The 15297-nt window shown below is 69.4% G+C and carries 10 protein-coding genes; 5 read left to right on the top strand and 5 right to left on the bottom strand.

The window, feature by feature from the left end; translation table 11 throughout:
• The first annotated feature begins 44 nt into the window (after positions 1-44).
• Together QHF83_RS42590 and QHF83_RS42585 are read left to right on the top strand one after the other, a co-directional pair.
• Positions 45-1355, top strand: coding sequence for a hypothetical protein (locus QHF83_RS42590; RefSeq protein WP_282423829.1), 1311 nt, complete (start codon positions 45-47; stop codon positions 1353-1355).
• Positions 1356-1735: 380 nt separating this feature from the next.
• Positions 1736-2521, top strand: coding sequence for an SIMPL domain-containing protein (locus tag QHF83_RS42585; RefSeq protein ID WP_282423828.1), 786 nt, complete (start codon positions 1736-1738; stop codon positions 2519-2521).
• 60 nt (positions 2522-2581) lie between these two features.
• Here QHF83_RS42585 and QHF83_RS42580 read toward each other — a convergent pair whose 3' ends face one another.
• The 3 genes from QHF83_RS42580 to QHF83_RS42570 all read right to left on the bottom strand — a co-directional run bounded on the left by QHF83_RS42580 (position 2582) and on the right by QHF83_RS42570 (position 5485).
• Positions 2582-3145, bottom strand: coding sequence for a hypothetical protein (locus QHF83_RS42580; protein ID WP_282423827.1), 564 nt, complete (start codon positions 3143-3145; stop codon positions 2582-2584).
• Positions 3146-3220: 75 nt separating this feature from the next.
• Positions 3221-3853: a hypothetical protein gene (locus QHF83_RS42575; RefSeq protein WP_282423826.1), complete on the bottom strand. Its 633-nt coding sequence runs from the start codon at positions 3851-3853 to the stop codon at positions 3221-3223.
• A 66-nt stretch (positions 3854-3919) separates the two neighbouring features.
• Positions 3920-5485: a sigma 54-interacting transcriptional regulator gene (locus tag QHF83_RS42570; RefSeq protein ID WP_282423825.1), complete on the bottom strand. Its 1566-nt coding sequence runs from the start codon at positions 5483-5485 to the stop codon at positions 3920-3922.
• A 220-nt stretch (positions 5486-5705) separates the two neighbouring features.
• Here QHF83_RS42570 and QHF83_RS42565 point away from each other — a divergent pair, with 220 nt between their 5' ends.
• A complete protein-coding gene (locus QHF83_RS42565) occupies positions 5706-7115 on the top strand; it encodes a cytochrome c peroxidase (RefSeq protein WP_282423824.1) in 1410 nt (469 codons plus the stop codon).
• Between the two features lie 936 nt (positions 7116-8051).
• Here the strand turns inward: QHF83_RS42565 and QHF83_RS42560 are convergent.
• The gene (locus QHF83_RS42560) at positions 8052-12233 is read right to left on the bottom strand and encodes an AAA family ATPase (protein ID WP_282423823.1); all 4182 of its coding nucleotides are present in this window, start codon (positions 12231-12233) and stop codon (positions 8052-8054) included.
• Between the two features lie 117 nt (positions 12234-12350).
• Complete coding sequence (locus QHF83_RS42555; RefSeq protein WP_282423822.1) at positions 12351-12926, bottom strand: HPF/RaiA family ribosome-associated protein; 576 nt, start codon at positions 12924-12926, stop codon at positions 12351-12353.
• Positions 12927-13228: 302 nt separating this feature from the next.
• Between QHF83_RS42555 and udk the strand changes: the two genes are divergently transcribed.
• Both udk and QHF83_RS42545 read left to right on the top strand, forming a co-directional pair.
• On the top strand, positions 13229-13846 hold the full coding sequence (gene udk, locus QHF83_RS42550; protein ID WP_282423821.1) for a uridine kinase: 618 nt from the start codon (positions 13229-13231) through the stop codon (positions 13844-13846).
• A gap of 55 nt (positions 13847-13901) precedes the next feature.
• On the top strand, positions 13902-15146 hold the full coding sequence (locus tag QHF83_RS42545) for an ATP-grasp domain-containing protein (RefSeq protein ID WP_282423820.1): 1245 nt from the start codon (positions 13902-13904) through the stop codon (positions 15144-15146).
• Positions 15147-15297: the final 151 nt, after the last annotated feature.

Here is a 15297-nt window from a genome sequence, read left to right as displayed (position 1 = left end):
ACGCGCGCGGCGCCACGACCCAGATCCCTCGGGGAGGGCGCACGATGCGACAGAATGGGGCGGGGCGGCGCGCGCGGGACGTTTTTACCGCTTTTACGATGTTCGCCGCGGTCTGTCAGGCGCCGCGGGACGCGAGCGCGGCGGCGAGCCGCGTGACGTGCCCCAGCGGCGAGCCGCGCGTGGTCGCGCACAAGCTGACGGCCTCGGAGGGAGGCGAGGTGGTCATCGCGGACGCGGTCGAAACGCCCGACGGGGGGATCGTCGTGGCGGGCCATTTCAAGGGTTCGCTCACGCTCGAAGACAAGGTCCTCCGGAGCGCCGGCGACGCGGACGCGTTCATCGCCGAGATCGACGCGTGCGGGGCAATCCGCGACCTGCGCGGGTACGGCGACGCGCGGAATCAGAGGATCCTGGACGTCGCCGTGGATACGGCGGGAAATCGGTATTTCGTGGGTTCCTTCGAAGGGCGGATCGATTTCGGCAGCGGAGCGCTCGAAGGCGGTGGATCCTTCCTCGTTCGGATGGATCCGACGGGCCGAGCGGCCTGGATGCATCGCGCGTACACGGATGAATACATTTACCATCTCGACATGCTCGCCACGGGTTTCGCGCCCGGGGTGTTCGTGCTCGGCAACCTGGAGGGGCGCGCGGAGCTCGCCGGGATGCCGATCCACAGCCCGAGCCTTCAAGCGTTCGTGGCCGCGCTCGATTCCGAGGGGCGACCCGCATGGCATACCGTCGTGACACGGAGCACCGACGACGAGGCGCTCGCCATGGAGGTGGACGCAGCCGGCCACGTGGTCGTCGCGGGGCACAAGGTGACGGGCACGAACCTCTTCGCGACGCGGCTCGATCCGCGCGGACAGCTCCTCTGGCACAAGCGATTCCGGGACACGGGCTCGCAGAACGAGATCTTTCACGGGATGGCGCTCACGCCCGACGGGGATATCCTGCTCCGCGCCTACGGCGCGTTCGGCGAGCTCTCCGCGCCGCGCCCCGAACGCGATACCGAAATCGAGTTCGTGGCCCGGCTGGATCGTCAAGACGGGCGCGTGATCTGGCGCCGACCGGCGGCGAAGGATTCCAGGCGCATCGCGGTGCAGTCCGGGGGCCGTATCCTGCTGACCGGCGACGCCGCAGAGACGGGGGAGCTCACCTTGACGGCGCTCTCCTCCACGGGCGAGGCTCTCGAGACGCGTCGATTCGGCGGGTCGGTACGCGTGAGCGCGCTGCACGTGACGAAGGCGGATCAGGTCTTGCTCGCGGGGCAATTCACGGGCACCCTCGATTTCGGCGCCGGGCCCCTGCCCTCCGGGAATTTCCCCGCGGCGTTCGTCGCGAGGTTCTTCCCCTGATACCTGGGAGGCGTTTCGCTGGGGCGTTGCCCCAGGCCCCACCAGGGGTTGTCCACCCCTGGACCCGGACCAGCGCAAGCGCTGGACCCGGGGTCGATGAACTGCGCGATGCGCAGTTCATCGAACAGGCCGAGGAACGCCCCTCGCCAACCAAGACAGCCGCGCTGCCCTTTCGATCGGCAACGCTGTCCCTGGTCTTCCAACGGGCCCGTTGGAAGAACTGCGCGGAGCGCAGTTCTTCCATCACGAGTCCAGCGCTTGCGCTGGTTCGGGTCGAGGGGCGAACAGCCCCCGCGGGGTCCGGGGCAGAGCCCCGGCGCGGCGGCCGCTCCCGCCTCCGCTCCGTCCGCCTTAGATTGTCCGAGGTAAGGGAGGGAAGCATGAGGAATTCGACAAAGCTCATTGCCGCACTCGCCGCCTTCATGGCATCGGCCGTCTCCGCGCCCGCATTCGCGGACAAGGCCGTGGAAGCTGCGGAGGCGGAGGAAGCCGACGCTCAGACCGTGACCGTCGGGGGGCTCGGTGAGGTCATGGTGGCGCCCGATTCGCTACGCACGAGCATTTCGGTCCGCGCCCGGGCCACGACGCTGGTCGAGGCGCGGACGGAGGCCGCGAGCAAGACACGTTCGATCATGCAGGCGCTGGAGCGCCTCCGGATCTCGGATTTGCAAGTCCGGACGCTGGAAATCACGGTGACGCCCATCACGGAGCGTCAGAGAGAGGAAGACGAGACGCCGCCCCAGATCATCGGCTACGAGGCGGAGAGCAGGCTCTCGGTCGCCCTGCGGGGCGTCGGGACCGAGACCCTGCGCGTCGTCGGCCCGCGGCTCCTCGACACGGCGCTCGGCGCGGGCGCCAATGTCGTCGGCGGGCTCGATTTCTTCCTGAGCAAACCGCGCGAGGCATACCGGCTCGCGCTCGCGGCGGCGGTGCGCGACGCGGAGGAGAATGCCAAGGTGGTAGCCGGCACGGCGAGGGTCGATCTGCGCGGGCTCCGGAAGATAACGACGGAGGTGGCACGAAGCTACGAATTCGCCCAGCAGGCCGCGCACGAAGATTACGGTATGATTGGCGGAGGGGGGTCGGAGTCCGTCGAATTCCCGGTCGAGCCCGGCGAGATCCGGGTGACGACGGAGGTGACGGCGACCTTCGATTTCGCGGAGTAGCCTCCAAAACGGGGTGAGCGCCCAATCACCCCATTCCTCCCTTTTCCTGCGGCCGCCTCGTCACATGCAGGTGATGGCCTCGTCGAGCGCCTCGCAATAGGTTGCCTCGAACGTCCCTTGTCGTGTCTCGCCGGTGTCGAACGTGAACGTGTAATCGCCGCGGAGCGTGGTGTCGTCGTAATGATCGACGACCACGTTTCCAGAGGCGACCTCGCTCGTGAACGTGGCCTTTTTCTCCTCGAAGTGCCGGAACACCCCCCAGGCCACCTTGGCGCCCGCCGGCGTCGTCGCCTCGTCGAACGTGCCGACGTCATAGGTCCCGGGGCCGGGATTCTGGGCGTGAAGGGAAAAGGACAGCGTGACGTTCACGTTCGGCTCGTCCGTCCCGGTGCACCCGTCGGGAAAGACACCGCAGGCATCCTCGAAATTCGTGATGAAGACGAGCGGCGAGATCCACGGCGTCGTCATCGACTCCCTGCGCGCCCAGATCGTCGAGCGGGGCGTGAGGGTCGTGTTTCCCACGGTGATGATGTCCCCCGGCGTGCCCTCGACAGCGTCGGGCGTGGTGCCGCCGCAACCGGCAGCGAGCGCGAAGGAGAAGCAGAGGAAAAGACAACGTTTCAAGAAGCACCTCCAGACTTGCACGTCATCGCGCATGCGCGCGCTCCGGCAAGCAGAGGGCAGGTTTCCGCCACGAGGCTATTTACATGCAGCCTCGAGATCCTTGGCTGCCTTGCTCCAGGCTTCCTTCTCTTCCTCCGACCACGTGCTCGGATCCTTCTGCGTGAGCGCGGTCCGCGCCGCCGCTCGTTTCTGCTCGATCGAGGCGATGGACGCAGACGCGGAATGCATTTTCGATTCACCGGGCGAGAGGACGAGCGTCACGACCGAGCCCACGGCGCCGAGCCCGGCCGTCACGATGCCCGTGATACCTGTCACCTTCTTGATCGTCTCGGGGGAATCGATCACGTACGCCCCCACGCCGCCGACGGCGCCGCCCACCGTCCCGACGCCGCCCGTGATCGAGCCCATGATGGTCTTGAACTTCTGCTGGTCCTGCTTGGCTTCCTCGTAATCGTAGAGGAGCTGCGCCTGGCGCTGGCTGCAGACGCGATCGGCGCGCTCCGCTTGACGCGTCACGTCCTCCGGCCATTGCGGCTCCCCGGTGATCAGCGGTTCGCTCGGACGCTTGAGCGGGGTCGTCTCGTTTTTGGCACACCCGATCGACATCACCGCGAGCGCCATTCCCATGACGCTGACCGCCCCGAACGGTCGGCTCTCCACGAAAACCCCCACGCGATCCCCCATACGCTTCCCCATCGATTTCCCCATGATGTCACCATAACACCGACGGCGCGCGCCAAACAAGACGGCCCGCGGAGGGCCAGACGCTTTTTGTCAGGCGTTCGTCTCGCGCCGTAATCCAAGCCGCTTCATGCGGCTCTGAAGTGTGGTCGGGGGCAGGCCGAGGATGGCGGCGGCGCCCCCTTCCCCATAGATGCGGCCGCCCGTCGCGCGGAGGACCCGCTGGATGTGGCGTCGCTCATTTTCGGCCAGCGAGACGAGCGGCTCCGACGTCCCCGTCTCCCCGGCGCCGGATCGCTTGCGTGCCTTCGCCGCGAACAGGGCGAGGTCCGCGCGCTCGATCATCCCCGACGACGCACGGATCGCCCCGCGCTCGAGGATATTCGAAAGCTCGCGGATGTTGCCCGGGTAATCATGCTGCCGCAATGCGTCGAGCGCGCCCGCGGAGAGGCGAAGCGATGCCTTGCCCACCCGCGCGGAGAGCTCCTCCAGGAGGACCCGGCAAATCGCGGGGAGGTCCTCCATGCGCTCGCGCAGCGGCACGAGGCGCAGCGGGTAGACCGAGAGTCGATAATAAAGATCCCCCCGGAATCGGCCCGCGGCGACGGCTTGCTCGAGATCCACGTGCGTCGCCGCGATGACCCGCACGGAGACCTTGATCGGCTGCTCCGCGCCCACGGGCAGGACCTCGCTTTCCTGCACTGCGCGGAGGAGCTTGCCCTGGAGATCGAGCGGCAGCTCGCCGATCTCGTCGAGGAACAACGTCCCGCCGTCCGCGGCCCGAAAGAGGCCGGGGCGGGCCCGGAGCGCGCCCGAAAAAGCGCCGCGCTCGTGCCCGAAGAGCTCGCTCTCGAGCGTCCCCGAGGGCAAGGCCGCGCAGTTGACGGGGAGGAACGGGCCCTTGCGGCGCGGGCTCTTTTCGTGGATGAAGCGCGAGAGCCGCTCCTTGCCGGTGCCCGTCTCCCCGATGAGCAGCACGGTCGAGCTCGTTCCCGCGACGAGGGCCGCCTGCCGCGCGAGCTCGCGGACCTGAAGATTGTCGCTGTCGCCGAGCACGGAGGCGTCCTCGGTGATCTCGCCGATGCGGCGCTCGAGGGCGGCGGCCCGCTCTTCACTTTCGAGCCCGGCGCGGGCGAGCCGCTGATTCTGGCGAATGCAATGGATCGAGAGCGCGAGGAGGCGCCCGAAGACCTCGACGAGATCGACCACCGCGCGCGGATAAGGTCCGCATCGCGCGCGGTCGATCGACATGACCCCGAAGACCTCGGAGCCGGTCACGAGCGGCACGACCATGCACGCGTGGCCGTGCGGAAAATCCATCAATCCGTCGAAGAGGTCGCCGTCGCCGTGGGCGTGGTCGTCCTCGGTGAAGACGCGGCTCCTGCGCTCCTCGATGGCGAGCCGGATGGAGGGGAAATGGTCGAGGTGAATCCGGTATTCGCGGACCTCGGGGCGGAAGAGCGAGCCGCGCCCGGCCCTCGGGCGGAGCAAGGCGCCTTCGAGCTCGAAGATGACCGCGAGATCGTAGGGCGCGATGCGACCGAGCCATTCGAGGCCCCGGTGCAAGAGCTCGTCGAGCGCCGCCGGCGTCCCGTCCGCCAGCTGCGCGAGGTCCGCGAGCTCGCGCGTGCTCGCGGCGACCCAATCGTCGAGGTTCATACGGCGAGACTAACTGACCTGTCTCGATGCACGCAACGACGCCTCGTTGTTCGAACAACGACAGCTCGGTGTCGCGCAACGATATTTCGCTGCGCACCGACCCGTCGGTGCCATTGCGCACAGCGTCATCCAAGGAAATCGAGGGGTTACCGGCTCTGGCCGGTTGGTACGTGGCGTGCCCAGCGCGCCGTGTGCGGGGGAGGCTGTGAGGAGGACGAGGATGGAGCGATCGGGGAACGAAAACGGGCGACGGCGCGTGGGCGCGTCATGGGTGCTGGCAGGTGTTCTGGCGTCGGTGGCGCTCGTCGGCGCTTGCAGCGGGGAGAATGAGACGGGCAGCGCGCCGATCGCGCCCGCTCTCGATCAGGAGCTCACGGAGCTCCTCGCCGCCGAGGGCGTGAAGCCGGTGGAGAAGCCGGCGGCGCAGGATCCGAAGCTCGTGAAGCTCGGGCAATTGCTCTTCTTCGAGAAAGAGCTGAGCGGACGGCGAAACATCGCCTGCAGCACGTGCCATCATCCTTTGCTCGGGTCCGCGGATGGCCAGAGCCAATCCCGCGGCCAGGGCGCGACGGGGCTCGGGCCGCAGCGGGTGCACGGGCCGGATAGCCTGTTCTTGGCCCGGAATACGCTCTCGATCTGGAACCGAGGCGTCAAGGGCTGGGACACGATGTTCTGGGACGGCCGGCTCGGCGGCAATCCCACGGACGGCTATTTTTCGCCCGCGGGCGACGCGACGCCGCAGGAATTCTCGAATGCGCTCGCGGCATTCTTCATCATCCCGATCACGCCGGGCGAGGAGATGCGTGGGTTCCAGGGTGAGCTCGACGTGAAGGGGAACCCGAACGAAATGGGCGACCTGACGGACGCGGATTTCGCCCAGATCTGGCCGCTCGTCGTGGCGCGCGCGATGGCCATTCCCGACTACCGGACCGCGCTGCTCGCGGCGTTCCCGGGGACGACGGAGGCCGATATCAACGTGGTGCACCTGGCGGAAGCCGTGGGCGCCTTCATGACCGACGCGTTCACGGCGCTCGATACGCCGTTCGATCGATACCTCGCCGGCGATCACGAGGCGCTCTCCGACGCGCAGAAGCGAGGCGCGATGCTGTTCTATGGGCGCGCGAACTGCGGGTCGTGCCATAGCGGGGCGCTGCAGACCGATTTCGGCTTCCACAACATCGCGGCGCCGCAGGTGGGCACGGGCAAGGGCGAAGAGGCGCCTCTCGATTACGGGCGCGGGCGCATCACGCTCAAAGAGGAGGATCGGTTCAAGTTCCGGACGCCGTCGCTGCGAAACACGGAGCTCGAAGGACCGTGGATGCACAATGGCGCTTACGCTCGGCTGGAGGACGCGGTCCGGCATCACCTCGATCCCGAGGCGTTCTTGAAGGCGTACGACGACAAGCAGGTCGAGCCCGAGCTCGTGGGCACGTACCAGAGCAGCGAGGAGACGCAGAAGACGCTGCTCGCGTCGCTGGATCCGATGCTGAAGGTGGAAGGCGCGCCGCTCACGGACGCCGAGGTTTCGGATCTGATGGCCTTCCTGTCGGCGCTGACCGATCCCTCGTCGTTGAATCTGCTCCACCTGATCCCGGACAAACTCCCGAGCGGGCTGCCCGTCGACGACTGACCCCCGCGCCCCCGTCGCGCACGCTACCGACTCCGCTTCCGCTCGCGTTCGACGGCATGGTCCCGTAACGTCGTTCCGAGATGCAAACCACATTCTTATTCGGCACGAGGGTCCTGCCTCTGGGCGTGGCGCTCGCGGCTCTTGGCTTCACGACACCTCTCTCCGCCGCCGAGGCGGAGCCCCGATGAACTGCGCGATGCGCAGTTCATCGATCCGGCTGATTTTTGCTCTCGCGAGGTGGGGCAGGAGCGGCGCCCGTGGCCGCAACGACGCAAATCGAGCGCGAGCGGCTGCGCGGTCATCCTTGCACCGGCGCGAAGGCGCCCAGGACACGTGCACAGCGCGGGATGCACCGGAGCAAGCGCGCCTGTGACGCAGTGAGCCGTGCCCTTGCGTCGATGCAAGGGCCGGCAGGACCACGTCACGGCGACGCTGGGACGCGCGCAAGCACTCCCGCGCCGCCTGCTCGACGTCCCTCGAGCCGGTGCAAGGCACGCCGCGCAGATCGTTTGGAGCGCCTTGCACGCGTGCAACCCCCACCGAGCAGCCGCCATCGGGCGATTTGCATGCAGGCAAGGCACGTCGCGCTCCATCTGGGGGGCGTTTCGCTGGGGCGTTGCCCCAGGCCCCACCAGGGGCTATCCGCCCCTGGACCCGGACCAGCGCAAGCGCTGGACCCGGGGTCGATGAACTGCGCGATGCGCAGTTCATCGAACAGGCCGCAGTCAAGACCGGCGAGCGACCCTGCCAGCCAAGACCGCTGCGACCGGCAACGCCGTCGCTGGTCTTGCCACGGGCCTGTGGGAAGAACTGCGCATCGCGCAGTTCTTCCCCAAAAGGTCCAGGGCTTGCCCTGGTCCGGGTCGAGGGGCGGACAGCCCCCGCGGGGTCCGGGGCAGAGCCCCGGCGCTACGCTGTGCAATCCCCTCTGAGACCTCAAGCCTTCGCCACGAGCGCCGCCACCCGCTGCCGGAGCGACGCGTCCGCCGACGGCCCGAGATACGACGCGGTGTCGGCCGCGAGCGCAGCGATCCGGTCCGATCGTCCCCGCGCCCGGAGCAGGCCCGCGAGCCGCTCCACCACGTCGATCCACGGATCGCCGCCCATCGGCCGCGCCAGCCGCTCGGCCTCCTCCGCGTGATCCAGCGCCTCGGACCCGCGGCCCGTCTTCTCCGCGAGGTCCGCGAGGAGGAGCCGACACTTCACGGCGCGCCCCGACAAACCGAGCTCGGTGCACAACGTGAGCGCGCGGAGCGCCTGCACCTCGGCCTCGAGGAGCTCGCCTTTTTCGCGCAGGTGATGCGCCAGGTGAAACCCCGAGTGCGCCTGCGCCAGCACGTTGCCCTCGCGCACCGCGAGCGCGTGCACCGCCTTCTGATCCTCGATCGCCTCGTCGAGCCGACCCATCGCGGCGAACGTCATCGCCCGGCCGCTGCGCGCCGCGACCTGGCCCCACACGGCCGCGAGCGGATCCCCCTCGAGGGCGAGCTCTTCGCCGGCGCGGATCGCCGCCTCGAACACCTCGATCGCCGCGTCGTACCGCCGCACGTCGCGCAGCAAATTGCCGAGGTCGTGGCCGGCCCGCACGACCGCGGGCAGGTTGTCCGAGCCGCGCAGCGTCTCCCAGCCCTTCTCGGCGAGCGCGAGGCCCTCCTCGATCTTGCCCTGGCTGCGGAGCTGAAAGCCGCGCGTGCAGAGCGCCTGCGCCGCGTCGAAAGGCCTGCCCGCGCGCCGGAAGAGCTCCTCGGCCCGTTCGAGCTGCGAGACCGCCTCGGGCCAGCGCGCTCGCTGATGCGCGGTCTCGGCGCAGAGGAGGTGACAGCGCGCGCGCACCGTGAGCGCCTCCTCGCGCGCGTCGTCGCTGAGGAGCGCGAGGCTCTGCTCGACACGCTCGCTCGCCTCGTCGAACCGGCCTAGCCAGAAGAGCGCGATGCCGAGGTCGAAGAGCGCGCGGGCAGCCGCGAGCGGGTCGTCGTCGCGGAGGCGGCTGCGCAAGGTCTCCGCGGTCATGAGCGCCTCGACCGCGTCGACGAACGCGCCGAGGGCCACGGCGCGGCGGCCGGTGAGGCGCGCATACTGCACGATGCGCTCGACCTCGTCGGTCTGGCTGTAGTGATGGAAGAGCGCGGGCAGGTGCGGCGCGAGCTTGCCGGCGTGCAGGCGCTCGATGGACGCGGCGGCGAGGTGGTGCAGTACGCGCTTGTTGTCCATGAGCACCGTGCCGTAGATGGCGTCCCGCGCGAGCACCTGCCGGAAGGCGAACGTCTCCTCGCCGCGCTCCTTGCGGTGCGAGAGGATACCCCGGCGGACGAGCTCGTGAAGATGCCGTTGCGAGGTCCGCTCGTCGCCGAGCGCAGATGCAACGGCATCAAAAAGATCCGCGCTGAACTCCACGCCGAGGATGCTCGCGTATTGAAGCGTGGTGCGGAGCTCGGGCTCCAGCCGATCGAGGCGCGCGAGGAGCATGCCGACGAGCGAGGAGGGCACCGTGAAGCGCCGGAGGGACGCGGCGTCGGCCGTGACCATGCATTGCTCGCGCAAGGACAGCGAGAGCTCCTCGGCGAAGAGGGGGTTGCCCGCGGCCCGCTCGACGAGCAGGCGCACGACGTCCGCGGAGGGCTCCTCCCCGGCGAGGTGGACGGAGATCTCCCGGATCTCGTCGTCCGTGAGGGGCGCGAGCGGGACACGCGTGACCGCGACGTGCTCGGGGAGCGTGGCGATCTCGCCGTCGCGGCTCGTGACGAGGAAGACGACGGGGAGCGCGGCGCGGTAGCCGCCGAGGACGCGGCCGAGGAGGTCGAGGCTCGTCGCGTCGGCGCGGTGCATGTCGTCGAGGACGCAGAGGACGGGCCTGCCGGGCCGGAGCGCGCTCGCCCTCCGCGCGAGGGCTTCGAGCAGGAGCGTGAGCGTCTGCTGCACGCGGCTCTGGAAGCCGTCGGGCCCGTACTGGTCGACGAGGTCGTGCCCGCCGAGGCCGAGGAGGAAGTCGACGACGGGCGCCTTGGCGATGAGCTCGCTGCGGCGGGCATCCTCGAGCGCGGCGGCGAGGGCGCCGATCTCGGTCGTCGTCTGCAGCGCGTCGATCATGGTCGCGCCGGGCGGGAAAAAGACGCGGCGAAGGAAGGCCACCCAGGCGCCGTACGGCGCGGCGGAGGCCGGGTGCGCCCGGACGACCAGGGTCGAGCGCGCGTCGTCGGCCTCGACGCGCCGCAAGAGCTCGTGCACGAGGCGCGACTTGCCGACGCCGGGCCCGCCCATGACGAGCCCGAGGTGCAAGCCGCCGCGCGCGCGCGCCTCGGCGAGGAGGCCTTCGAGCGTGGAGAGCTCGGCGTCGCGGCCGACGAAGGGGCGATCCTCGGGGGCGCCGGCGCGGCTCTTGCGCGGGCCCTCGGCCTCGGAGGGGCCGAGGATCTCGTAGGCCTCGCTCGGCCGCGCGCGGCCCTTCATCGAGATGGGCCCGAAGTGCCGCTCGGTGAACCTGCCGCCGAGCAGATCGAGCGTCTCGCGGCTGACCACGACGGCGTTGAGCGGCGCGGAGCGCTGGAGCATCTCGGCGAGGTTGATGCTCTCGCCCGTGAGCATGGCGTCGCCGCCGCGCGTGACGAACCCCGTGTGGACGCCGATGCGCATGGAGAGCGCGCAGCCGATCTCGGCGAGCGTCGCGTTGATCTCGTGGCGCTGATCGAGCGCGGCGAACGCGGCGGCGACGGCGCGCTCGGCGTCGTCCTCGCTCGACGCGTGATACCCGAAGACGGCCATCAAGGACTCGCCCGGCGGCCTGTCGACGCGCGCGCCGACCGTCTCGAAGGCGCGGCCGATGACCTCGGAGATCTGCGTGGCGATCTGCTCGATGTCCTCGGCGCCGAGCGTGCTCTCGCATGGCTCGTCGAGCGCGAGGCCGACCATGGCGATCGTGAGGTGCCTGCGTTCGCCCTTGCGCAGGCTCGGCCGCGGGACGTCGGCCCCGGCGCGCGCGCGACCGAGGCCCGCGAGCTTCGACTGGATGCCCGCGAGCTTGGGCACGGGCGGCGGCGGCGGGATCGAGACCGTCTTGCCGCGCGTGATCGCGACCGTGGCCTCGTTCTCGAGGCTCGCGCGGCGCGTGGGCACGCTCGATCGTTGCGCCGCGCGGCGCAGGTCGTAGAGCACGGCGCGGTCCGCGGCGAAGGGCTCGAGGGCGCGGGCGAACGCCGCCGCGTCGGGGAACCGCTCGATCGGCTCGATGCGGATGGCGCGCATGACGGCCTCGGCGAGGCCGGGCGGGACGTTCGGCGCGGCGGCGGCGAGCGGGCGCGGAGGCTGCCTCTCGGCGAGCGCCGTGAGGTAGCCGATGAGGCTCGATCCGGCCCACGGGCGCACGCCGGCGACGAGCTCGTAGAGCACGACGCCCGCGGCGAAGACGTCGGTCCATGGCCCGATCGCGCCGTGATCGCGGACCTGCTCGATCGCCATGTAGAACGGCGACCCCACGAGCTCGCCGGGCCGCGTGTTCGGATCGTCGACGAAGTGAGCGACGCCGAAATCGAGCAGCTTCGGGATCTCGCCGAGCACCTCGCTCCGCGCGAGGAAAATGTTTCGCGGCGTGATGTCGCGGTGGATGACGCCGAGCTTGTGGACCTTGTTCAGGACCTCGAGGACCTCGAAGACGATGCGCGTCGCGTACGCCGGCGCGAGCGGCCCGTCCGTGAGCCGCTGCTGGAGATCCTCGCCTTCGAGGTACTCCATCACCATGTACTGCGTGTTGTCGTCGAGCCGGTCGATGTCGAAGATCTGCGGCAGGCGGTCGTCGCGGATGCGGCTCGCGGCGAGCGCCTCGTTGCGGAAACGCTCGGCCATCGCGGCCTTGCCGGCCATCTCGGGGCGGACGGTCTTGATGACGACGCGCGAGCCGAGCACGGGGTGCACGGCCTCGTAGATGATGCCCATCCCGCCCGTGCTCATCACGCGGACGATGGGGAACTTGCCGATGCGCACGCCCTTTTCGACGGCGCGCAGCGCGGGCCCGATCCCGTCGGGCAAGGGACCGGGCAGCGTCGAGCCCGCGCGCGGCCCTCCTGGAAAGCCGCCGGCCAGCGTGTCGTGATCACGTATGGGGAAGCGCCCCGAAGGGTCCGCCACGCCGTCCTCCGCCAAGACCAGGATCGCCGCGCCGGGCGACTGCCCGGGCCGCGCGTCCGCAGCGGGCGTTCGTACCTAGTTTGCCGGGGCTCCGCAAGGGGCGGCGGGTTCGATGTCCTAGGCGGCGCGGTGTCCGTGTCCGCCCTTGCCGACGATCGCGACGGTGCTCGCCTGCGGGCCCTTCTCGCCGAGCTCCTCCTCGTAGCGGACCTCGGTGCCCACGGCGAGCCGCGAGAAGCCGTTGTTGAGCACGCTGTTCTTGTGGAAGTACACGTCGTAACCGTCCTCGGCCTCCAGGAAGCCGTAGCCGCTCTCCGGGAAGATCCGCGCGACCTTTCCGTGCGGCGGCCCGACGCGGGTCTTCACCTCGCCCCGTTGCTTGGCCCCGTGCTCATGGAGGAGCCGGCGCGCGCCGTCGAACGCATCGCGCACCGCCACGTACACGTCCTCGTGCGTGTGATCCTCGGAGGCCTCGCGGCCGAACACGACCTCTCCGCCGGGCACCGTCATCTCGATGCGAACCCGGTAGACGTTGCCCTGGTGGTGCCGCCGGGAGTGCGACGCGATCGCGACGCGGCACCCCAGGATCCCGTCGTAGACCTCGTCGAGTTTGTCAGCTTTCTCGCGCACCTCGCGCGCCACGGACTCCGACGATGGCATGTCGCGGAACGTGATCTGGAGCGGTAACTTCATGCGCACCTCACTCGGGCGCTCGGAGGCTACGCTCGGCGAGCCGAGCTGCGCCCCCGAACCCTTTCGACGCTCGGAGGCTACGCTCGGCGAGCCGAGCTGCGCCCCCGAACCCCCATGGCGGAGCCGTCGGGACACCGCCGTCTTGACCTTCTCCCTCCTCCATTCGGCTCCGTCCGCGCTGCGGCAAGACCCGGCGCGCCCGTCAAGGTGTGGCACGGCTTGCTTCTTCGCTCCATGGTCGACCGGACCGCCGAATCGAAGTATGGTGCCGCCGGGACGAACGAGCTCTGATGCGACCGCTCATGATAGGAGTTGCCGGCGGCAGCGGCTCCGGCAAGACGACCGTGGCCCGCCGTATCGCCGAGGCGCTGCCTCCCGCCGGCGTAACCATCCTCGAACACGACGCGTATTACCGCGACCGTGATGACATCTCCTACGAGGAGCGCTGCGGGCTGAACTTCGATCACCCGGAGTCCCTGGAGACCGCGCTCCTGGTCGAGCACCTCGCCGCCCTCCGGCGAGGCGAGACCATCGACGTCCCCCGGTACGACTTCAAGACGCACCGCCGCGCCCCGGACTCGCGCCGCGTCGCGCCGACGCCCGTGGTCATCGTCGAGGGCATCCTGGTGTTCGTCGAGGCGAATCTCCGCGAACAGCTCGACATCAAGATCTACGTCGACACCGACGCCGACATCCGCGCCTTCCGCCGCATCCGCCGCGACATCGAGCACCGCGGCCGGACGTTCGAGTCGATCCGGGAGCAGTACTATCGGACCGTGCGGCCGATGCACCTCATGTTCGTCGAACCCTCGAAACGCTGGGCCGACGTGATCATCCCCGAGGGGGGTGACAACAAGATTGGCATCGATCTCGTGATCGCCCTCATCCGCCAGATGCGCGGAGCCGAGATGGCCGGCTGAGTTTGGCGCGACGGCCGGGTGACATCCTGCCCCGAGTTGGGGTAATGGACGCGCCGTGATCAACACCGACCACGATCCGACGAGGCCCGCCTCCCTGCCCCCGCCGCCGACCACGATCCTCTGCGTGTCGAGCTACTTCAAGGGCAACGACTTCCTGAAGCAGGCGCGGCGCGAGGGTTGTCGGGTCATTCTGCTCACGCTCGAGTCCTTGCTCGACAAACCCTGGGCGCGCGAGGACATCGACGAGATCTTCGGCATGCCGACCTTGAACGATCGGCGCGCCGTGGTGAACGCCGTCAGTTACCTCGCCCGGACGCGCGAGATCGAGCGCGTCGCGCCGCTCGACGACTACGACGTCGAGCTCGCCGCGCATCTGCGCGAGCACCTGCGCATCCCCGGCATGGGCGAGACGACGGCGCGGTATTTCCGCGACAAGCTCGCGATGCGCGCCCGCGCCAAGGATCGAAGCATCCCGGTGCCGGACTTCGTGCACGTGTTGAATGACGAGCGCGTGCGCCGCTTCTTGCGCACGGTGCGAGCGCCGTGGCTGCTCAAGCCCCGCTCCGAGGCCGCGTCGCTCGGCATCAAGAAGCTCGACCGCGAGGAGGACGCGCTGCGCGTCATCGAAGAGCTCGGCGACGATCGCTCGCGTTACCTGCTCGAGCGGATGATCCCGGGTGAGTTCTTCCACGTGGACTCGATCGTCTCCGAGAAGCGCATCGTGTTCGCGGAGGCGCACCAGTACCGGACGTCGCTCTTCGAGGTCGTGAACCAGGGCGGCCCCTCGGCGACGCAGACGATCGATCGGTCGAGCGACCTCTGGCGCGAGATCATCGACCTGAACGAGCGGGTGATCGAGCACATGGGCCTCGTGCGGGGCGTGACGCACATCGAGTACGTGCGCTCGGCCGAGGACGGCCGGATCTACTTCATCGAGGCGGCGGCGCGCGTCGGCGGCAGCCACACGGCGGACGTGGTGGAGGCGGCGACGGGGATCAACCTGTGGCGCGAATGGGCGAAGGTCGAAATCGCGCAAGGCGAACGCCCGTACGTGCTGCCGCCGCGGCGGTACGACTACGGCGGCCTCGTGCTCTCGCTGTCGCGGCAGGAGCACCCGGACATGTCGGCGTACACGGACCCCGAGATCGTCTGGCGCACGCCGGAGAAGCCGCACCACGCGGGTCTCATCGTCCGCGCCGACAACCCGGCCCGCGTGCGCGAGCTCGTCGAGGATTACGCGGTGCGGTTCGTCGGGGATTTCACGGCCATCCTGCCGCCGCCGACCCAGGCGACGGCTTGACCTTGCCATTCCCCCTCCCTGCCCCTAGAACATCGAGCGGTTTGCAACCGCTCGATGTTCTAGCTCTTTTGTCCCGAGGGGGACGCCTCGCGTCCCCCTCTCGTCCGGGCAAAGCCCGGCCGATTCACCCCCCGAGGGAAGATCGCTTCGC

This window comes from Polyangium sp. 15x6, from assembly GCF_029960785.1.
In the GTDB taxonomy this organism is placed as follows: Bacteria; Myxococcota_A; Polyangia; order Polyangiales; family Polyangiaceae; genus Polyangium.
The sequence above is the reverse complement of the archived record's forward strand: the minus strand, read 5'-3'. Positions and strand labels throughout refer to the sequence as shown.